The organism is Streptomyces sp. NPDC087901, from assembly GCF_044742205.1.
Lineage (GTDB): Bacteria > Actinomycetota > Actinomycetes > Streptomycetales > Streptomycetaceae > Streptomyces.
Map to the genome: position 1 here is coordinate 107,318 of NZ_JBIUUC010000011.1, position 20,322 is coordinate 127,639.

Consider the following 20,322-nt stretch of genomic DNA (forward strand, 5'->3'; position numbering starts at 1 on the left):
CCGCCGAGAGCCCCAACGGCCGAGGCTCGAACACTCCCACCCTGAACCACCAGGAGCACATCATCATGAAGACCATCGCTGTCACCGGAGCCGCCTCCGGCATGGGCGCCTCCATCGCCGCACGACTCACCGAGCAAGGGCACCGGGTCATCGGCATCGATCTGCGTGGCACCGACGTGGACGCCGACCTCGGCACCCCGGCGGGCCGGGCTGCTGCGGCAGCCGAGGTCACCGGCCTCGCCGACGGGCGGCTCGACGGCTTCGTACCGTTCGCGGGGATCTCCGGCGGCGCCGGTCGGCCCGCGAGCCTGCTCGTCTCCGTCAACTACTTCGGTGCCATCGGGCTGTTGGAGGGGCTGCGCCCGGCGCTGGCCGCAGCGGGGCAGTCCTCGGTGGTGCTGGCCTCGTCCAACTCCACGACCACGCAGCCCGGCTGGAACCCGAAGCTGGCCGAGGCCTGCCTGGCGGGTGACGAGGATGCGGCACGCACTCTCGCCGATTCGCTGAGCGACGCCGGCGGCATCTCCACGTATCCGGCCACCAAGGCGGCCATTGCCTACTACACCCGCACTCGCGCCGCCGACTACGTCGCCGACGGCATCCGCCTCAACGCCATCGCGCCGGGCTTCATCGACACCCCGATGACCCAGTCCGCCCGCAAGGACCCGCAGACCGCTGCGGGAATCGAGGCGTTCCTCAAGTCCGTCCCGGCCGGCCGGGCGGGACTCCCCGACGAGGTCGCGGAGCTGGTGCTCTTCCTCCTGTCCGCCAAGTCCGGCTACTGCGTGGGTACGTTGATGTACTGCGACGGTGGCCTGGACGCCAAACTGCGTGGCCTGGAATGGCCCAGGGTGTGGACGCCGGAAGCGTGACGGAACAGGGGCCCTCAGGCCCCGGTGAGCATGACCGTGGCGTTGTGCCCGCGACACCGATTCCGCTGCGGGCGCCGCCCGCCCACCAGGCTTCCCTTCACGAGGGCCGACCCGTTCGGCTTCGCGGTATGCCCTCGGCCCGCACGGTATTGACGGGGACTCTGCGAGGCGCGGACCGGGTCTCCGGCGAAGAGCGTTCTCGCGCCGAGGTCCTGAGGGCTGCACGGTCTGGGTTGGCCATCCGCCCATGCAACCCGATGGGTACGACAGAACGCGAACGACCGCACGGCGCCTGTGGATAAGTTATCCACAGGGGGTCGCGGAAAACGCCCCGCCGCGGGACGGTCATCCCATGAACAAGCACCACGAGTCCACCGGCCCGTCCGACGAGCAGCAGATCACCTTGCGGGGGCCGGCAGAGCTGGCCGACGCCCTCCCGTATCTCATGGGATTCCATCCGAACGACAGCGTGGTCATGGTCGCCCTGCACGGCGGCCGGGGCCGTTTCGGCGGGCGGCTGCGGCTCGGTATTCCGCAGTCCGCGCACGAGTGGCCATCGGTGGCCGAGCAGTTGGCCGAATGTCTGGTCAAGGGGAGCGAGCGGCGCCGCGGGCGGCCCGACGCGATCGTCGTCTTCCTCTGCCAGGATCCGGCCGAAGGAGAGACCGGCAATCAGACCATGGAGCGGCTGCGGCCCTTGGCTCAACGGCTGCGGACCGCCTGCGGGGAGCTGGATGTGCCCGTGCTCGAAGCTCTCTGCATCTCCGGCAACAGGTTCTGGTCCTACGTCTGCCCCGACGCCCGCTGCTGCCCGGCCGAGGGAAATCCGTTGGCGATGCCCGGCACCTCCGTGATGGCGGCAGCGGCGACGTATGCCGGTGTTCAGGTAAGGGGGTCGCTGCGCGAGATGGAAGCCAGGCTGGCGCCTCAATCGAGCGTGGCAGGCCGGGAGCAGCAGCTCGCCCTGGATTCGGCCGGGGCCGCCCTGGTGCCGAAACTCCTCGACGAGGAGAGCCGTAGGGAGGTCAGCGGCATCACCCTGACCCTGGCCCGGCGGCTCATGAAACGCCTCGGCCGGGCCCCGGCGGCAACGCCTTCACTGTCCGACCTCAACGACGACCGGCTGATCAGCCATGAGGAGGCCGCCGGGGTGATCCTGGGCCTCCAGGACCGCGAGACCCGGGACAGGGCCGCGGAGTGGATGGAAGGGCCCGAGGCGGAGTCCGCGCTGAGACTGTGGCGGGCGCTCGCGCGCCGTTGCGTCGCGCCGTACGAGGAGCATGCGGCGGCTCCGCTCACCCTGGCGGGCTGGGTCTCGTGGTCGACCGGTGACGAGCCGTCGGCCAGGGTGGCGCTGGGCCTCGCTCTGCGGCTGGATCCTGGATACACCTTTGCCCAGTTGCTGCACGAGGCCTGCAACCAGGGTCTTGATCCGGAGACGCTGCGACGCTGCCTGCGCGGTGAGCGCAGCACCCGGACGGTGCGGCGCGGTCACGGTACGGGACGGGTCGCGGGGGCCCGTTCGGTACGAGTCCAGACGGCGGGCCGGCGCCGGGCCCGGACCGGTTCCGCCCGGCCCGGCACCGCGTCCGGCCGGCGCCGCGGCGGACAGCCACGCGCCGAGGGCCGTCGCGGGACCAGGACCGGGCGATGACTGCGGTGCGGTGCCGGATCCCGGCACCGCACCGTCGGTCCAGCCGGGTGCCGTGACCGACGACGAGCATCACGAAGGGAGTGTTTATCGTCAGGCAGACGACTATGATCACGGCATGCCGCCCTACGACCCGTCGACCTTCCCGCCCTTCGCTGTCACCGTCGACCTGGTCGTGCTCACGGTGCGCCGTCACGCGCTCTGTGCCCTGGTGGTACGCCGAGGCGAGACGCCGTTCCAGGGCAGATGGGCACTGCCCGGCGGTTTCGTCAGGGCCGATGAGGATCTCGGCGCCGCGGCGGCGCGCGAACTCGTCGAGGAGACCGGACTGTGTGCGCACGATCCGGCTACCCCCGCGGTCGGCAACGGAGCTCATCTCGAACAGCTCGCCACGTACGGGGACCCCGCCCGCGACCCTCGTATGAGGGTCGTCAGCGTCGCCCATCTCGCGCTGGCCCCTGATCTGCCCGCCCCGCGGGCGGGCGGTGATGCGAACAGCGCGCGCTGGGCACCCGTCGAGGACCTGCTCGGGCCGGAGGGGGCCTACGGGAGGGACGGCGAGCGTCAGGCGCCTCTGGCCTTCGACCACGCCCGGATTCTCGCCGACGGCGTGGAGCGGGCCCGTTCCAAGATCGAGTACTCCTCGCTGGCCACCGCGTTCTGCCCGCCCGCGTTCACCGTCGGCGAGCTGCGCAGGGTGTACGAGGCGGTGTGGGGGGTGGTGCTCGATCCGAGGAACTTCCATCGCAAGGTGACGGGTACGCCGGGCTTCCTGGTGCCCGCCGGCGGCACGACCACCAGGCAGGGGGGCCGTCCTGCCCAACTGTTCCGGTCGGGTTCGGCCACGGTGCTGAATCCGCCGATGCTGCGGCCTGAAGTCTGACCCCTGAAGTCTGACCCCTGAAGTCTGCCCCCTGATGTCTGCCCCGTGAGGCCTGGCGCCCGAGGGGGACCTTGACGTACTTTCCCGCCGGATCGCCGGATCGCCGGATCGCCGGATCGCCGGATCGCCGGGCCGAGACCGTGCGGGCCGCGAGACCGCGCCGGGGCGCCGGGGCGTGGGTAGTGCGGGTTCACTCGGGCCGTGCGGGTCCGCCGGAACGCCGTGAACCCAGTGGTGCGCAAAAAGTCTGATATGTCGGGTTATCTTGCTGCGTACCTTCCTCCGTCGAGCGACCTCACCTCCTGCGAGAGAAGCGATGCTCCAGGCCATCGGACTCACCAGCGCCCCCCACCGCGGACTTCCGCCCGCCGTGGACGACCTCACGTTCGAAGCGGGATCCGGCTGTGTCACCGCACTGCTGGGCCCACCCGGTTCCGGCAAGACCTCGGCCCTGCGGCTGATGCTCGAAATCGAGCCGGGACGCGGGATCACCTACTTCCGGGGCAGGCCGCTGCATCGCGTGGCCCATCCGGCCCGGGAAGTGGGCGTACTGCTCGGGAACGTGCCGGGGCACCCCGCCCGCACCGCCCGGGGACAGCTCCGCATGCTCTGCGCCGCTGCCGGAGTGCCCGCGTCCCGGGCCGATGCCCTGCTCGACGCCGTCGGTCTCGCCGAGCTGGGGGACCAGCGCATCGGCATGCTCTCCCCGGGTATGGACCGCAGGCTGGCACTCGCCTCCGCGCTGCTCGGCGACCCGCACGCGCTGATCCTCGACGACCCCGTGAAAGGGCTCACCACACGGGAGGCCGACTGGCTGCACGGGATGCTCAGGGCCCATGCGGATCGGGGCGGCACGGTTCTGTACACCACGCAGGATCCCAAGGAGGCCGCTCGGTCGGCCGGCCATGTGGTGACCGTCGACGCCGGACGTCTTGTCGCCGATCAGTCCGTCACAGACTTCTCCCGCACCCGTCTGCGTCCTCGCGTCGCGGTCCGTTCCCCGCATGCCGCCCGCCTTGCTGTGATCGTCACCCGCGAGGCGCGAGCCGGCCGGCGCTCCGTCGAAGTCGTCACCGAGGCGAGCAGCAGCCGCATCTCCGTCTACGGCAGCAGCTGCGCGGAGATCGGGGACGCGGCGTTCCGCCACGGGCTTCCCGTTCATCAGCTCGCAGACGAGGTCGGCGACACCGGGCCGGGCGACAGCGGGCCCGGCGACGGCCCCGGCCCCGCTGGCTCCGTCGTCTCGTCCCGGCCCCTCCGTGACGGTCCGGGCGCCGCAGTGGGAGCCGGCCCCGCTCCCCTCGTCGCTGCCGACGTTCCCGAGCCCGACGCGCGCCCGGCCGCGAACGCGGCGGCGCACCTGCCGCCGCCGATCAGGCGCCGACCGGCCCGTGGCCCGCTCCGCCCGGTCCGATATGAGCTGCGCCGCCTCTTCGGCGTCAGGACCACGACGCTGATCGTCGTCGTCGCTCTCGTCGCCTCGGTCGCGTTGTCCGTCCTGCTCGCCCGCAACGGCCGTACCCCGCTGCCGAACGTACTGGCCGCCTGGCCTCCGTTGTTGCCGCTGCCTCCCGCCGCCCTGGGTGCCGGGCTGCTCGGCGCCCTCTCCTTCGGCGACGAGTTCCGCTACCCCGCACTTGCCGCCGGCCGCGGAACCGTCCCCCGTCGGCTCGGGCTGCTACTCGCCAAACTGGCGGTGTCGGCGGGCGTCGCGCTGTTGCTGGCGCTGCTCGCCGTGCTGGCCTCGGCCGAATCCCTCCGCCTCGTGTACGGCGGGGACTTGGTCCGGGTTCCTCCGAATGTGGTCCCACTGGCCGTGAGTTGGTCGGGCCTGACAGTCGGATGCGCCTGGGCCGGGTTGCTGGCTGCCGGGATCTTCCGTGTGACGGCGGCCGGTGTCGCCGCGGTACTTGCCGTTCCCGTGCTGATGGTTCCGCTCATCCAGGCGATTCCGAAGGTGCCGACCGCCCGTTCGATGAGCGGACTTCCGGGCCGGCTCGGGGAACTTTCATGGCTGCGGTGGCCGCACGAGGTGGACCGGTGGGTGCTGGCCGTGGTGAGGGTCGTGGCACACCCCGTGGGAACCGCGCTGACCCTGTCGTTGTCGGTCCTTGTCTGCGCGTATCTGTTCATGAGCCTCCGCAGCAGAGCACGTTGGTGATCGCCGAAGTGATTCAGGGCGTACCGGGAACCACAACTCCATTGGAAATGCACCTTTTATACCAATAAGGCGTCAATTGTGAGGCGGGTGCCGATCACCCTTTCGTGTGCTTTTCACCAAAGACCTCAAGGGGTGGCTGAGTCGCGCCGACAAAGGATGCGTGAGTACCCTTGCGCACACCATGATGACCGCCGCCCGCACCGCCGACACCGGCGTCGCCGGCCCGGGCGAACTCGACCGTTACACCTATGCGGAGGCGCCGGCCGGCGAACGTGCCGCCGTCCGGCCCTGGGGCGGCCCTGATACCGAGCTCGGCCGTATGAGCCGACGGGGATCGGCCAGCCGGGGCCGCGGCCTGCACGGCCAACTTGTTCAGCAGCTGGGTCAGATGATCGTTTCCGGTGACCTCGGTGCCGACCGGCCCCTGGTTCCGGAGGAGATCGGTCAGCGATTCGAGGTCTCCCGCACCGTTGTCCGGGAGTCGCTGCGTGTGCTGGAGGCCAAGGGCCTGGTCAGTGCCCGGCCCAATGTGGGCACCCGGGTCCGGCCGGTCAGTGACTGGAATCTGCTCGATCCCGACATCATCGAATGGCGCGCGTTCGGCCCGCAGCGCGACGACCAGCGTCGTGAGCTGGGCGAGCTCCGGTGGACGATCGAACCTCTGGCCGCCCGGCTGGCGGCCGGTCACGGGCGTGAGGATCTTCAGCAGCGGCTCGGTGACATGGTCGAGATCATGGGGCACGCCCTGGGGCAGGGTGACGCGATCACCTGTGCGCGCGCCGATGCGGAATTCCACTCCCTGCTCATCCAGGCCGCGGGCAACCGCATGCTGGAACACCTTTCCGGCATCGTTTCCGCCGCTCTTCAGGTCTCGGGCGGTCCCGTCACCGGTTGTGACCGGCCCAACGAGGCGTCTCTCGGCCACCACGCGCGCATCGTCGAAGCCTTGGCGACAGGTGACTCCGCGGGCGCCGAGGCGGCCATGCGGCAGCTGCTCGTGGTCCACCCCGATCGAGTGGTGCCGGCGCCGCGCGAGCACTGACCGCGGCGCGGTCAGGGTGTACGAACCATGTGTCGTCGGACCCCTGCGGTCCGGCGGCACAATTGTGGAGGGATGTCACCTCTGGTCTGGTTCGCCGTAAATGAGGTGTGACTCGGGCCACGCGGATTGGGCGTAACACTCCTCGAAACAGCGCGATGACTTAAGAGGTGACCGCCGCGGAAGGAATACAGCAGCCATTGAGGGCGCTGTGCAGTTCTGAGGCCTAGCCCGCGCCGTCGGTACATACCCAGCCCGACGGTCGTCGGTTCCAGCCCTCTCAGGGCCGGGCCGGAAGCCGTTTCCATCGTTCCGAGAGGTTGTTCGTGTCGGCCAGCACATCCCGTACGCTCCCGCCGGAGATCGCCGAGTCCGAATCTGTCATGGCGCTCATCGAGCGGGGAAAGGCTGATGGGCAGATCGCCGGCGATGACGTGCGTCGGGCCTTCGAGGCTGACCAGATTCCGCCAACCCAGTGGAAGAACGTTCTGCGCAGCCTCAACCAGATCCTCGAGGAAGAGGGTGTGACGCTGATGGTCAGTGCCGCGGAGCCGTCCAAGCGCGCCCGCAAGAGCGTCGCAGCGAAGAGCCCGGTCAAGCGCACCGCCACCAAGACCGTCGCGGCCAAGACGACCGTGACACGGACCGTCGCGGCCACTGCCGCCCCGTCGGCCGAGACCGTGGACGCGGTGGCCGATGACGCTGCCGCGCCTGCGAAGAAGACGGCTGCCAAGAAGACGGCTGCCAAGAAGACCGCCGTGAAGAAGACGGCGGCGAAGAAGACCGCGTCGAAGAAGGCCGGCAAGCAGGACGACGAGATCCTCGACGGCGACGACGCCGCAGAGGAAGTCAAGGCCGGCAAGGGTGAGGAAGAGGAGGGCGAGGGCGAGAACAAGGGCTTCGTCCTTTCCGATGACGACGAGGACGACGCGCCTGCGCAGCAGGTCGCCGTCGCCGGCGCCACGGCCGACCCGGTCAAGGACTACCTGAAGCAGATCGGCAAGGTCCCGCTCCTCAACGCCGAGCAGGAGGTCGAGCTCGCCAAGCGCATCGAGGCGGGCCTGTTCGCCGAGGACAAGCTGGCGAATTCCGACAAGCTCGCCCCCAAGCTCAAGCGCGAGCTGGAGATCATTGCCGAGGACGGCCGCCGCGCCAAGAACCACCTGCTGGAGGCCAACCTCCGTCTCGTGGTCTCGCTGGCCAAGCGTTACACCGGCCGCGGCATGCTCTTCCTGGACCTGATCCAGGAGGGCAACCTCGGTCTGATCCGTGCGGTCGAGAAGTTCGACTACACCAAGGGCTACAAGTTCTCCACGTACGCCACCTGGTGGATCCGTCAGGCGATCACGCGCGCCATGGCCGACCAGGCCCGCACCATCCGTATCCCGGTGCACATGGTCGAGGTCATCAACAAGCTCGCGCGCGTGCAGCGTCAGATGCTCCAGGACCTGGGCCGTGAGCCCACCCCGGAGGAGCTGGCCAAGGAACTCGACATGACCCCCGAGAAGGTCATCGAGGTCCAGAAGTACGGCCGCGAGCCGATCTCCCTCCACACCCCGCTGGGTGAGGACGGGGACAGCGAGTTCGGTGACCTGATCGAGGACTCCGAGGCGGTCGTCCCGGCCGACGCGGTCAGCTTCACGCTCCTCCAGGAGCAGCTGCACTCGGTGCTCGACACCCTGTCCGAGCGGGAGGCGGGCGTGGTCTCCATGCGCTTCGGTCTCACCGATGGACAGCCGAAGACGCTGGACGAGATCGGCAAGGTCTATGGCGTGACGCGCGAGCGCATCCGTCAGATCGAGTCCAAGACGATGTCCAAGCTGCGCCACCCGTCGCGTTCGCAGGTGCTGCGCGACTATCTCGACTAGGCCGCGAAGGCACGTCGGCCGAGGGCCCGGATCCCCATGGGGATCCGGGCCCTCGGTTCTGTGCGGGTGCGGGTTGGGGTCCGCAGAATGACTCTGGGTAGGCATGGTCCATCACAGAGTCAGGAGTACGTATGTCCCGTACCGTCGTCCGCACCATGACCGGGGCGCTCGCCCTCACTGCCGCAACGGCAGTGATACCGCTCGCTTCCCCCGCCTCGGCAGTCGCGGACAGCATCGTCATCGGCGGTCAGCCCGCTCATGTCAAGGACAGCCCGTGGGTGGTGGCGCTCTCCAGCCGTGACCGGTTCGGAGGTACCCGGGCCGGCCAGTTCTGCGGCGCCGTCGCGGTCGGGCCGAGGAAGGTGCTGACGGCCGCGCACTGCCTGACCCGGGAGGCGCTGGGTGTCGATGTCGCCCAGGTGCGTGATCTGGCGATCATCTCGGGCCGCGACGAGCTGAACGGCGCCGGCGGCAAGGAGATCGCGGTGAGCGGGACGTGGGTCAACCCCGGGTTCGACGCCGCCACCAACAGCGGTGACGTCGCCGTGCTGACCCTCGCTGAAGCGCTGCCCGAACAGAGTGTGATCCCCATGGCGGAGGCCGGTGACTCCGCGTATACCTCCGGGACACCCGCAGCCGTCTATGGATGGGGCGATACGACCGGCAACGGCGACTACGCGACGTCGCTCCGCTCCGCGAAGGTGACCGTCCTGCCGGACAGCTCGTGCGAGCAGGCCTACCCGGGGGGCAGGAGCGGCACGTACGACGCCTCCGCGATGCTCTGCGCGGGCGAACCCCAGGGGGGCTACGACGCCTGCCAGGGGGACAGCGGAGGGCCTCTGGTGGCCCAGGGCAGGCTCGTCGGCCTCGTGTCCTGGGGTAACGGGTGCGGCCTCGCGGGCAGCCCGGGTGTCTACACGCGGATCTCCGCCGCCATCGAGTGGATGGACGGCGCCGCCTGACCGCCACCGCTCAGCGGGTACGAGAACGGGCGGCTCCCCTCACATGGGGAGCCGCCCGTCGGCCGGTGCGGGACCGGCCCCTGGCTCGTCGTGGATGCGAGGTGTCAGTGTTGTTCCTCTTCGGCGGCTTGGGCCTGCACGGCCGTAAGCCGGTCCGTCTCATCCTGTATTTCCGCGGCGATCTTCTTGAGTTCCGGCTCGAACTTGCGACCATGGTGGGCGCAGAAGAGCAGTTCACCGCCGCTGATCAGGACGACGCGCAGGTATGCCTGGGCGCCGCAACGGTCACAGCGGTCTGCTGCGGTCAGCGGGCTCGCGGGGGTCAGAACAGTAGTCACGTCGCCTCTTCTCTAGCTCGACGAGCTGTCGTACCAGGGTCAACATCCAACCAGGCCGAAAACGTTCCCGCTCGTGGCATTTCTTCGAAACTTCTTCTCAGGATGGCTGTCTGTTGCCGGTTCGCGGCGAATGTGCCGTATTGCGTGACGGTACGGTTTCGCGTTGCTTGTCTTGGTCGGTCCCGCCGGCTGGCTTGCCGGTTGTTCATGAGGACGTGCCCGGAGCCTAAATGGTTCATGCCTGGAAGGGAACGTGATGTGCGCGTCACTCCAAGGAGGTATCGAACGCGTATGCGAGGCTGGACTAGTGTGAGGGCACTCCGAGGGTGGCGGTACACCCGCTCTACCAGGCCTCGGTACCCTCTCAGCGGCGACCGAAGCCGAGCCCGTTACCCACTGGGCCCCAAATGAAATTCAGCGAGGAGCGAACCGCGTGACCGCCGATACGTCCGTGCCGTCCACTGCGCTGCTGACCGGAGCAGACCAAGACGGTTCCAACTACACCGCGCGGCACCTGCTCGTACTCGAGGGGCTCGAAGCGGTTCGCAAGCGCCCCGGCATGTACATCGGGTCCACCGACAGCCGCGGCCTCATGCACTGTCTCTGGGAGATCATCGACAATTCCGTCGACGAGGCCCTCGGCGGGTACTGCGACCACATCGAGGTCATCCTTCACGACGACACCTCCGTCGAGGTCCGCGACAACGGCCGCGGCATCCCCGTCGACGCGGAGCCCAAGACCGGACTGTCCGGCGTCGAGGTCGTGATGACCAAACTGCACGCCGGAGGCAAGTTCGGCGGTGGCGCGTATGCGGCCTCCGGCGGTCTCCACGGCGTGGGCGCCTCAGTCGTGAACGCTCTCTCCGCCCGGCTCGACGTGGAGGTCGACCTCCACGGTGCGACCCATTCGATCAGCTTCCGCCGCGGCGTCCCCGGCATGTTCACCGAGCAGGGCCCGGACAGCCCCTTCGATCCGGCCAACGGGCTGCTCAAGGGCAAGCGGGTCCCGAAGGCGCGCACCGGCACGAGGGTGCGGTACTGGGCCGACCGGCAGATCTTCCTCAAGGACGCCAAGCTCAACCTGGAGACGCTCCACCAGCGGGCCCGCCAGACGGCCTTCCTCGTCCCCGGTCTCACCATCGTCGTGCGCGACGAGCGTGGCCTGGACGGAGAGGGCAAGACGGAGGAGACTTTCCGCTACGAGGGCGGGATCAGCGAGTTCTGTGAGTACCTCGCCCAGGACAAGGCCGTCTGCGACGTGCTGCGCCTGACGGGGCAGGGCACGTTCAAGGAGACCGTTCCCGTGCTCGACGAGGTCGGCCACATGACGGCGACCGAGGTCACCCGGGAGCTGGTCGTCGACATCGCCATGCGCTGGGGCACCGGGTACGACACCAACCTGAAGTCCTTCGTCAACATCATCGCCACCCCCAAGGGCGGCACTCATGTGTCCGGTTTCGAACGCTCTGTGACCAAGACGGTCAACGAGGTTCTCCGTTCCGCGAAGATGCTGCGCGTCGCCGAGGACGACATCGTCAAGGACGACGCGCTGGAAGGCCTCACCGCGGTCGTGACCGTACGACTGGCGGAGCCGCAGTTCGAGGGGCAGACCAAGGAGGTGCTGGGCACCTCGGCGGCCAACCGGATCGTCGCGAACGTCGTGGCCAAGGAGCTCAAGGCGTTCCTGACCTCCACCAAGCGGGACGCGAAGGCCCAGGCCAGGGCGGTCCTGGAAAAGGCGGTGGCAGCGGCCCGGACCCGGATCGCCGCCCGTCAGCACAAGGATGCCCAGCGTCGCAAGACGGCTCTGGAGACCTCCTCCCTCCCGGCGAAGCTCGCCGACTGCCGCAGTGACGACGTGGAGCGCAGCGAGCTGTTCATCGTGGAGGGCGACTCCGCGCTCGGCACCGCCAAGCTGGCACGGAACAGCGAGTTCCAGGCGCTGCTGCCGATCCGCGGCAAAATCCTCAACGTTCAGAAGGCATCCGTCTCCGACATGCTGAAGAACGCCGAGTGCGGAGCGATCATCCAGGTCATAGGAGCCGGGTCGGGCCGGACCTTCGACATCGACGCCGCCCGCTACGGCAAGATCGTGCTGCTGGTCGACGCCGACGTGGACGGTGCCCACATCCGTGTCCTGCTGCTGACGCTCTTCCAGCGGTACATGCGGCCCATGGTCGAGGCGGGACGGGTCTTCGCCGCCGTGCCTCCGCTGCACCGGATCGAGCTCGTCCAGCCTAAGAAGGGGCAGGACAAGTACATCTACACGTATTCGGACAACGAGCTGCGCCAGCGGCTGCTGGAGCTCCAGCGGAAGAACGTCCGGTACAAGGACTCGATCCAGCGCTACAAGGGTCTGGGCGAGATGGACGCCGACCAGCTCGCGGAGACGACGATGGATCCGCGCCACCGCACGCTGCGGCGGATCAACATCGGCGATCTGGAATCGTCCGAAAAGGTCTTCGATCTGCTGATGGGCAACGAGGTGGCGCCCCGCAAGGAGTTCATCACCAGCTCGGCGGCCACGCTGGACCGCTCTCGCATCGACGTCTGAGCCTGCGCCAAGCCCGGCATCGCGCCGGACCGAGCCGTTGTCTCCACCCACGGGTGGAGACAACGGCTCCACCCGTGATCCACCCCTGAGCCGATCCTTTGAGCGGGCCGTTTCCGTAGCTTCGAAGTGGCAGAACTTCCCGCAACTCGGAGGCGCCCATGCCCGGGCTCGTCAATGTCCTGGTGATCATCGCGGTCATCGCTCTCGTCGTCGTCCGCCAGTGCTCGGCGCAGCAGCTATCGGGCGACCGCCGCTGGTGGGTCCTGCCGGGCGTGCTGCTCGTCATGGCTCTGCGCGAGCCCGGACTCGTGGATCCGGGTCACGAGGCGCTGTCGTTCGTCGTCCTCGGTGCCGAACTGGCCGTGGGTCTGGTCACCGGCGCCGGCTGGGCGTGGACCACTCGGCTCTGGCGCGCGGAGGACGGGGCTCTGTGGAGCAAGGGCACCAGGGCGACCGTCTACGTCTGGACCGGAGGTCTGATACTGCGAGCGGCTCTGTACGGGCTTGCCGCGGCACTGGGCATACATCAGGGCGCGCCCGCCCTGATGATGGCTCTCGCGGCCACTCTGCTGGTGCGCAGCGGTGTGCTGGCCCGGCGGGCCGCGGAGATACCTCAGCCGCACCGTGGTCCTGCCGAAGGCGTGCCGTTCCGGCCGGCCCGGAAGGACCGCGTGTGACACCCGCTGTCTGGACGAGCTGGCCGTCGAGGGAAGCCCTCTCACGGGAGACCCGCACCCGGTCACGGACAGTGATCGGATGGTCGGTGCGGGCAGGGCTGCTGACTCTGATGCTCTGGGGGACCTTCACGGGAGGCCTCTTCGGCCCGTGGGAGATTGTGGTCGGTCTGGCCGGGGTGGCTGCGTGCGCGGCGATTGCCGTGGCCTTCTTCCGGGCCAGCCTGGAGAACCGGCTGTGGCCCTCGCTCGGCCTGCTGTTCCTGCTGATGCTCGCGGCGTTCGGGGCGCAGCAGGCCGGGGCCGACGTGCCTGCGGTGGTTCTCTGGTGCGGCTGCGCCGTCACGGCCCTGGAGCGGCTGCCCCTCTCGGCCGGTGTCCCATCGACGGCCGTGGCGCTCGGCGCGTACGCCGTGGTGGGCGCCGACGGCTGGAAGACCACGGCGATGACCACGGCCGGGCTCTGTCTCGCGGGGTACGTGCTGCGCCTGGACGCCGAGGCCCGTGGAAGCGCGCAGCGGCTCCTTGCCCAGGAGCGGGCGGCCCGGGTGGCGGAAGCCGAGACGGCGGCCCTGGACGAACGGTCCAGGATCGCCCGGGAGATCCACGACGTGCTCGCGCACAGCCTGTCCGCGCAGTTGGTGCACCTGGAAGCGGCGCGGCTGCTGATCGAGAGGGAGCCTGCGGGGGAGTTCAGGGACCAGGTCCTGCAGCGGGTGGTCGGGGCTCGTTCCATGGCCCGTGAGGGGCTTGCGGAGACCCGGCAGGCACTCTCCGCCCTGCGTGGCGAGGTGTCGCCCGTGGAGGACTTCCTGCGGCAGCTGGTAGCGGCGGAGCCGGCCGAGGTCAGGGTGGAGGGGGAGCGGCGGGTGCTGACCGCCGAGGCATCGCAGACGGTCCGGCGCGTGGCGCAGGAGGCGCTGACCAACGTGCGCAAGCATGCGCCGGGGGCCGGCGTGCTGATCAGGCTGGAGTATCAACCGGACGCGATCGCTCTGGAAGTCAGCGATTCGGGTGGAGACGGTGCCGGAGGAGAGCTGGCTGTCAGTGGATCCGGCTACGGTCTGCTGGGGATGAGGGAGCGCGCCGAACTGCTGGGAGGCAGCCTGGAGGCCGGTCCCGGCGAGGAGGGGTTCGTGGTGAGGCTGCGGGTACCCGCGTGATCGCGCGGGTGGTGGTCGCCGACGACCAGTCGGTGGTGCGTGAGGGAATCGTGATGCTGCTGGGGCTGCTGCCCGGGATCGAGGTGGTCGGATCGGCGAAGGACGGCGAGGAGGCCGTCGCTCTCGTGGCCGAGCACGCCCCGGACGTCGTCCTGATGGACCTGAGGATGCCCCGCTGCGACGGGGTGGAGGCAACGCGCCGTATCCGCACGGATTTCCCCGGCACACAGGTCGTGGTGCTGACGACCTTCGACGACGACGATTCGCTCTTTCCCGCACTCCGGGCGGGGGCCCGGGGCTACTTGACGAAGGACGCCGGCGGCGACGAGATCGTCAGGGCCATCCAGGCCGTGCTCTCGGGCGAGGCAGGGCTCTCGCCCGCCATTCAGCGCCGGCTGCTGGAGCAGGTCACCGCGGGACCTCTGCAGCGGGCAGGGAGCAGTGAGCCGGAGCTGCCCGACGGGATGACTCCCCGTGAGGCCGAAGTGCTCGTCCTGATCGCCGAAGGGATGTCCAACACGGAGATCGCTCGTAGGCTCCACATCTCGCAGGCCACCGTGAAGAGTCACATCAACAACCTGTTCGCCAAGGCGGGGCTCCGCGACCGAGCCCAGGCGGTCCGCTATGCGTACGTTCGAGGGCTCGCACAGCCGCCCGGGACATCCTTCACCTGAAGAGGTGAAGTCCGGGGAATGAAGTGCCCGGGATCTTCCCGATCTGCCCATTCTTGGGTACGCGGCCGAAGTGGTCCGTGGACAAGGGGAGTTGTTCGGTGGAGAAGGAAGCAGGGCGCGAGGCCGCAGGGATGCGGCTCGACGACCCGTGGTACGACGCACTGGCCTCCGGATGGGGGGAGCTGGACGGTACGGGGAGCTTCGCGCCCGCCGCGGTGCCCGGCCCCGCCGCACCCCGGAGTGGCCAGAGCGCGGCGGAGATCTATCTGGAGGTGCAGCGCAGCGAGGCCTTCCAGGAGGTGCGCCGGCGGTACCGGCGGTTCGTCGTCCCCGCCACCCTCGCCTTCCTCGTCTGGTATCTCGCCTACGTCGTCACGGCGGTCACCGCACCCGGTCTGATGGCCCGTCCGGTGGCCGGGGCGGTCAACGTCGCCATGGTCGCGGGACTGGGGCAGTTCCTCACCACGTTTCTGCTCACCGGGGCGTACGCGCGGCATGCGCGGCTGCGCAGGGACCGGGCCGCGCTCGATCTGCGCTGGGACACCCAGGAGATGACGCGGGGGATCGGGCGTTGAGCGGGAACCACCAGACCCTGGCGCTCCTGCTGTTCAGCGCCTTCATCGCCGTCACGCTGGGCATCACGACCTGGGTGAGCCGCAACCGTCAGGGTTCGGCCGAGGAGTTCTACGCGGGCGGCCGGCTGTTCTCTCCCATGGAGAACGGATTCGCCATCGCCGGCGACTACATGTCGGCCGCGTCGTTCCTCGGTATCTCCGGAGTGATCGCCCTCTACGGCTACGACGGCATGCTCTACTCGGTCGGCTTCCTGGTCGCCTGGCTCGTCGTCCTGCTCCTGGTGGCGGAACTCGTGCGCAACTGTGGGCGGTTCACCCTCGCCGACGTAGTGGCGGCCCGCATGGCGGAGCGCCCGGTCCGGATCGCTGCCGGAACCTCCTCCGTCACCGTCTCCGTGCTCTACCTGGTGGCACAGATGGTGGGGGCGGGCAGTCTCGTCGCCCTGCTCCTCGGCGGGACGAGCGGCGCCGCGCGGTCATGGACGGTCATCGGTGTCGGGGCGCTCATGGTGGTCTACGTGTCGCTCGGCGGAATGCGCGCCACCACGTGGATCCAGATCGTCAAGGCGGTCCTGCTGATGGCGGGCACCGTGGTCCTGACCGTCCTGGTCCTGGTCCACTTCCACGGCAACATCAATGAGTTGCTCAACTCCGCCGCCGACCGCAGCGGGTACGGCAAGGAGTTCCTGTCGCCCGGTCTGCGCTATGGCGGGAGCTGGACGGCACGCGTCGACTTCATCAGCCTGGGGCTGGCACTGGTGCTCGGCACGGCCGGCCTTCCGCACATTCTGTCGCGCTTCTACACCGTGCCCACGGCCCGTGCCGCCCGCCGGTCGGTCGTCTGGTCCATCGGCCTCATCGGCAGTTTCTACCTGATGACGATCGTGCTCGGCTTCGGCGCGGCGGCGCTGGTCGGCTCGGCCGACGTGCGGGAGTCGAATCCCGCCGGGAACACGGCTGTTCCGCTGCTCGCCCTGGTCCTCGGCGGCGGCGAGGGCTCGACGGGGGGAACGATTCTGTTCGCCGTCGTCGCCGCGGTGGCCTTCGCGACCATCCTTGCCGTCGTCGCCGGCATCACCTTGGCTTCGTCCGCGTCCGTCGCCCACGATCTGTATGCCACGCTCAGGAGGCCGGGCTCCCGGCAGTACAGCGAAGTCACCGTGGCCCGGGTTGCCGCGACCGGTATCGGGGTGGCCGCCATCGGGCTGGGGCTGGTCGCCCAGGACCTGAACGTGGCATTCCTGGTGGGTCTCGCCTTCGCGGTCGCCGCATCGGCGAACCTGCCGGTGCTGCTCTTCTCTCTGTTCTGGCGGAAGTTCACCACGCGCGGGGCGGTCTGGTCGGTCTACGGCGGCCTGATTCCAGCGGTCCTGCTGGTCCTGCTCTCCCCGGTCGTCTCGGGCAGCCCCACCGCTCTGTTCCCCGGGGTGGACTTCCAGTTCTTTCCGCTGGAGAACCCCGGTCTCGTCTCCATCCCGCTGGGCTTTCTGGCCGGCTGGATCGGCACGGTGACGTCGGCCGAGCCGCCCGACGAGGCCAGGCACGCGGAGACCGAGGTGCGTGCGCTGACCGGAGCCGGCGCGGTGTGACCGGACCGGGGCTCACGGCGCCCGGCGGCGCCTCACCAGGTCGTGGCCAGCCATGCCGTCACCGCGGCGAGCGCGATGAGGGCGGCGTTCAGGCCGGTCTCCCTGACCTCGTTCCGGGACAGGTGCAGGGCAGCTGCCGGCACCTGGAGCACGAGCAGGCCCAGTGCTGCCGCCATCGCGAGGACGGGCGCGATCCCCGTGAGCGGCGGCAGCACCAGACCGGCAGCGCCAAGGATCTCGACGACGCCGATGACCCGGACCAGCCACATCGGGACCGTGTCCACCCAGCCCATCATGGGCGCCAGTTGCTCCTGGCTCTGTGCGGCCTTCTTGCCACCCGCGTACAGGTAGAAGGCCGCCAGGAGCCCGGCGACGATCCAGTAGGCGATCTCCATGTTCCTGTCCTCCGTCATGGTGGCGACTTGTAAGCAGGCACATACTCGGTGACTATCGGAACGCTTACAAAAGGCACACGGGTGTGCCTTGCGAACAGGGGACGCCGATGTCGAAGTACCGCCACAGCTGCCTCATCCGTGGCGACGGAGGCCGGTCGATCCGCGGCATCCTCGACCGTATCGGCGACAAGTGGACCCTGCTGGTGGTGGCCACGCTCGACGGCGAACGCATGCGCTTCACCGAGCTCCAGCAACGGATCCCCGGAATATCGCAGCGCATGCTCACCCGCACGGTCCGGCACCTGGAGCGCGACGGCCTGGTGTCCCGCACGGTGTTCCCCGAGGTTCCGCCCCGGGTCGAGTACGAACTCACCGCAAGGGGACGCACCCTGATCGAGCCCGCTGTGAAGCTGGCCGAGTGGGCTGTCGACAACAATCCCGGCATCGAGCAGAGCCGGACAACCTACGACTCGGAGCATCTTGGGACGTAGGGCCCGGACGTAATGCCCAGGTGTAAAGCCCAGGCGTATTGCCCAGGCGTAGGCCTCGGCCGTGCGGCCCGGATGTCGCGGTCATCGACCGCCGGTGACCCACGCGTAGCGGTGCTCGGGGCGCCCCGTCTCGCCGTACCGCAGGGTCAGCCGGACGCGCCCGGACCGTTCCAGCAACTTCAGATAGCGCTGGGCCGTCTGCCGGCTCATCCCGGCGCTCTCGGCGATCTCCTGGGCGGAGAGCGGGCCGTCGGCGCCGCGGAGCGCCTTGCGGACGAGTTCGGCCGTCGTGGTCGAGTGGCCCTTGGGCAGATCGGGCTCGCCCGCTGTCCACAAGGCGCCGAAGAGCCGGTCCACCTCGCCCTGCTCGGCCTCGCCGCCGCTCTCCAGGGTGCGGCACAGTGCGGCGTAGGCCTCCAGCTTGGTCCGCAGCCCCGCGAACGTGAACGGTTTGACCAGGTACTGGAGGGCGCCCTGACGCATGGCCTCCTGGACCGTGGCGATGTCGCGCGCCGCCGTCACCATGATCACGTCGGTGCGATAGCCGAGACCGCGCAACTCCCGCACCACGGCAAGACCACTGCGATCGGGCATGTAGTGGTCCAGCAGGATCAGGTCCACGTGACCCTCCTCGACCGCGGCGATCGCGTCGACGGCGCAGTGGGCCTGAGCGGCCACCCGGAAGCCGGGCACCTTCGAGACGTAGGCCGCGTTGATCCGCGCGACACGGACATCGTCGTCGACGACCAGGACCTCGATCACTGTGCCGCTCCCGCCTTGTCTGCTTCCGCTTCGGTCATGGCCTCCGGGAGTACGACGGTGAATTCCGCCCCGCCCTCGTCCACCGTGTCCACCGCCACGCTCCCGCCCTGCCGCTCGGCCAGCCGCCGCACCAGTGCGAGCCCGAGGCCCCGCTTGCCGTGCGCCGGGAGTTCCTTGGTCGACCAGCCTTCCGTGAAGATCGATTCATGCTGCCCCGGCGGGACGCCGGGGCCGCTGTCACGGACCCGCAGCACCACCGTACGGCCCTCGGCCCGCAGGCCCACCTCGATCAGGGCGCCCTCCGATCCGGCGGCCGCGTCCAGTGCGTTGTCGACCAGGTTGCCGACGATGGTCACGAGCCCGCGCGGATCGACGAGCCGGTCCGGGAGCATGGTGCCGGGTGCCATGCGCAGGGCGACGCCGCGTTCTGCGGCGACCGTCGCCTTGCCGACCAGCAGCGCGGCGAGCAGCGGGTCACGGACCTTCTCGGTGATCTGTTCCGCGGTGGCCCGGTGGACGCCGACGACCTCGGTGACGAACTCCCGCGCATCCTCGTGCAGCTCCAGCTCCAGCAGCCCGAGGAGCGTGTGCAGCCGGTTGGCGTGCTCGTGGTCCTGGGCGCGCAGGGCGTCGATCAGTCCCCGGGTGGAGTCGAGCTCCCGGCCGAGGTGTTCGAGCTCGGTGCGGTCGCGGAGGGTGACGACGGCTCCTCCGTCGGCCGTCGGCATCCGGTTGGCGAGCAGCACCCGGCTGCCGCGTACGGTCAGCAGGTCCTCGCCCGCCACGTCGCCGGCCAGCACATCGGCGGTCCGCCCGGTACCGAACACCTCGGCCAGCGGGCGCCCCGACACCTCGGGCCCGACCCCGAGCAGCCGCTGCGCCTCGTCGTTCAGAAGCCGGATGCGGCCACCGCGGTCGAGCGCGACCACCCCCTCCCGGATGCTGTGCAGCATCGCCTCGCGCTCCGTCAGCAGCGCGGCGATATCGGAGAACGCGAGGTCGTGGGTCTGCCGCTGCAGGCGCCGGGAGATCAGGTAGGCGGCCAGCGCTCCCACGGCAAGCGCTCCGCCCGCGTAGGCGAGCAGGCCGGGAATCGCCGCGAGGAGCCGGGCGCGAACGCTGTCGTACGCGATGCCGACGGAGACCGCACCGGCGATGTGCCCCGACCCGTCGCGCAACGGCACCTTGCCTCGGGCCGAGCGTCCGAGCGTGCCGCTGTCGATCTCCATCACGTCCCGGCCCGCGAGCGCCCTGCCGGGGTCGGTGGAGACGACCCGCCCGATCCGGGCAAGGTCGGGATGCGACCAGCGCACGCCGTGGCGGTCCATCACGACCACGTACTCGGCGCCCGTGGCACGACGGATCCGCTCCGCGGCGCTCTGGACGGGGCCCCGGGGCGCAGGGTCCGTGGTGAGCAGCGCCTCGGCGATCTGTGGCTGGGCGGCCGTGCTCTGTGCGATGGACAGGGCCCGGCGCATCGCCTGGTCGTCGAGTTGGGCGCTGAGGGGTGCCAGGAAGAGGCCGGTGGCAAGTACGGTGACGCCGGTGGCGATGGCCAGCTGCATCAGCAGCACCTGCGAGAAGACGCGCTGGGGCCAGCCGAGTCGGCGCGGTCTCCTGGCCGTGGGCGGTGGGGCGCTCATGTAGAGACGGTAGAGGGCATTCCGGTGC

At 69.6% G+C, this 20,322-nt stretch carries 18 protein-coding genes; 14 read left to right on the top strand and 4 right to left on the bottom strand.

Going from position 1 to position 20,322, the window contains the following annotated elements; all coding sequences use genetic code 11:
- The first annotated feature begins 65 nt into the window (after positions 1-65).
- The 7 genes from ACIOEW_RS29075 (at position 66) to ACIOEW_RS29105 (ending at position 9,436) form a co-directional block, all read left to right on the top strand.
- On the top strand, positions 66-872 hold the full coding sequence (locus ACIOEW_RS29075) for an SDR family oxidoreductase (protein ID WP_401967217.1): 807 nt from the start codon (positions 66-68) through the stop codon (positions 870-872).
- Positions 873-1,224: 352 nt separating this feature from the next.
- Positions 1,225-2,526 (top strand): DUF4192 domain-containing protein, encoded by a 1,302-nt coding sequence (locus tag ACIOEW_RS29080; protein WP_401967218.1) that lies wholly within the window; start codon positions 1,225-1,227, stop codon positions 2,524-2,526.
- Positions 2,527-2,641: 115 nt separating this feature from the next.
- Positions 2,642-3,406, top strand: a complete 765-nt coding sequence (locus tag ACIOEW_RS29085; protein WP_401967221.1) for an NUDIX domain-containing protein — start codon at positions 2,642-2,644, stop codon at positions 3,404-3,406.
- A gap of 316 nt (positions 3,407-3,722) precedes the next feature.
- Complete coding sequence (locus tag ACIOEW_RS29090) at positions 3,723-5,567, top strand: ATP-binding cassette domain-containing protein (protein ID WP_401967223.1); 1,845 nt, start codon at positions 3,723-3,725, stop codon at positions 5,565-5,567.
- 181 nt (positions 5,568-5,748) lie between these two features.
- Positions 5,749-6,609 carry a FadR/GntR family transcriptional regulator gene (locus tag ACIOEW_RS29095; protein ID WP_362549537.1) on the top strand — a complete coding sequence of 287 codons (861 nt, stop codon included), beginning with the start codon at positions 5,749-5,751 and terminating at the stop codon, positions 6,607-6,609.
- 323 nt (positions 6,610-6,932) lie between these two features.
- Positions 6,933-8,474 carry an RNA polymerase sigma factor gene (locus ACIOEW_RS29100; protein ID WP_362549439.1) on the top strand — a complete coding sequence of 514 codons (1,542 nt, stop codon included), beginning with the start codon at positions 6,933-6,935 and terminating at the stop codon, positions 8,472-8,474.
- Between the two features lie 131 nt (positions 8,475-8,605).
- On the top strand, positions 8,606-9,436 hold the full coding sequence (locus ACIOEW_RS29105; protein WP_401967226.1) for a S1 family peptidase: 831 nt from the start codon (positions 8,606-8,608) through the stop codon (positions 9,434-9,436).
- Between the two features lie 104 nt (positions 9,437-9,540).
- Here ACIOEW_RS29105 and ACIOEW_RS29110 read toward each other — a convergent pair whose 3' ends face one another.
- Positions 9,541-9,774 (bottom strand): hypothetical protein, encoded by a 234-nt coding sequence (locus ACIOEW_RS29110; protein ID WP_024489001.1) that lies wholly within the window; start codon positions 9,772-9,774, stop codon positions 9,541-9,543.
- Between the two features lie 433 nt (positions 9,775-10,207).
- On the opposite strand from ACIOEW_RS29110, the gene ACIOEW_RS29115 reads away from it, so the two are divergent.
- From ACIOEW_RS29115 to ACIOEW_RS29140, 6 genes are all read left to right on the top strand, one after another.
- Positions 10,208-12,328 (top strand): DNA topoisomerase IV subunit B, encoded by a 2,121-nt coding sequence (locus ACIOEW_RS29115; RefSeq protein ID WP_362549445.1) that lies wholly within the window; start codon positions 10,208-10,210, stop codon positions 12,326-12,328.
- Between the two features lie 158 nt (positions 12,329-12,486).
- Entirely contained in the window at positions 12,487-13,005 is a 519-nt protein-coding gene (locus ACIOEW_RS29120) for a DUF1453 domain-containing protein (protein ID WP_401967227.1), read from the top strand.
- A complete protein-coding gene (locus ACIOEW_RS29125) occupies positions 13,002-14,165 on the top strand; it encodes a histidine kinase (RefSeq protein WP_362549451.1) in 1,164 nt (387 codons plus the stop codon). The genes ACIOEW_RS29120 and ACIOEW_RS29125 overlap by 4 nt, the downstream gene beginning before the upstream one ends.
- Complete coding sequence (locus ACIOEW_RS29130) at positions 14,162-14,839, top strand: response regulator (RefSeq protein ID WP_401967229.1); 678 nt, start codon at positions 14,162-14,164, stop codon at positions 14,837-14,839. The genes ACIOEW_RS29125 and ACIOEW_RS29130 overlap by 4 nt, the downstream gene beginning before the upstream one ends.
- 131 nt (positions 14,840-14,970) lie before the next feature.
- Entirely contained in the window at positions 14,971-15,414 is a 444-nt protein-coding gene (locus ACIOEW_RS29135; protein ID WP_362549539.1) for a DUF485 domain-containing protein, read from the top strand.
- Positions 15,411-17,003 carry a cation acetate symporter gene (locus ACIOEW_RS29140; RefSeq protein WP_401967232.1) on the top strand — a complete coding sequence of 531 codons (1,593 nt, stop codon included), beginning with the start codon at positions 15,411-15,413 and terminating at the stop codon, positions 17,001-17,003. Before ACIOEW_RS29135 ends, ACIOEW_RS29140 begins: the two co-directional genes overlap by 4 nt.
- Positions 17,004-17,035: 32 nt before the next feature.
- Here the strand turns inward: ACIOEW_RS29140 and ACIOEW_RS29145 are convergent, their stop codons facing one another.
- Positions 17,036-17,398, bottom strand: coding sequence for a DoxX family protein (locus tag ACIOEW_RS29145; protein WP_362549541.1), 363 nt, complete (start codon positions 17,396-17,398; stop codon positions 17,036-17,038).
- Between the two features lie 107 nt (positions 17,399-17,505).
- Between ACIOEW_RS29145 and ACIOEW_RS29150 the strand changes: the two genes are divergently transcribed.
- Entirely contained in the window at positions 17,506-17,889 is a 384-nt protein-coding gene (locus tag ACIOEW_RS29150; RefSeq protein WP_401967233.1) for a winged helix-turn-helix transcriptional regulator, read from the top strand.
- Between the two features lie 81 nt (positions 17,890-17,970).
- Here the strand turns inward: ACIOEW_RS29150 and ACIOEW_RS29155 are convergent, their stop codons facing one another.
- Both ACIOEW_RS29155 and ACIOEW_RS29160 read right to left on the bottom strand, forming a co-directional pair.
- Positions 17,971-18,651: a response regulator gene (locus ACIOEW_RS29155; protein WP_401967235.1), complete on the bottom strand. Its 681-nt coding sequence runs from the start codon at positions 18,649-18,651 to the stop codon at positions 17,971-17,973.
- Positions 18,648-20,294, bottom strand: coding sequence for a sensor histidine kinase (locus tag ACIOEW_RS29160; protein WP_362549464.1), 1,647 nt, complete (start codon positions 20,292-20,294; stop codon positions 18,648-18,650). The genes ACIOEW_RS29155 and ACIOEW_RS29160 overlap by 4 nt, the downstream gene beginning before the upstream one ends.
- Between the last annotated feature and the right edge of the window lie 28 nt (positions 20,295-20,322).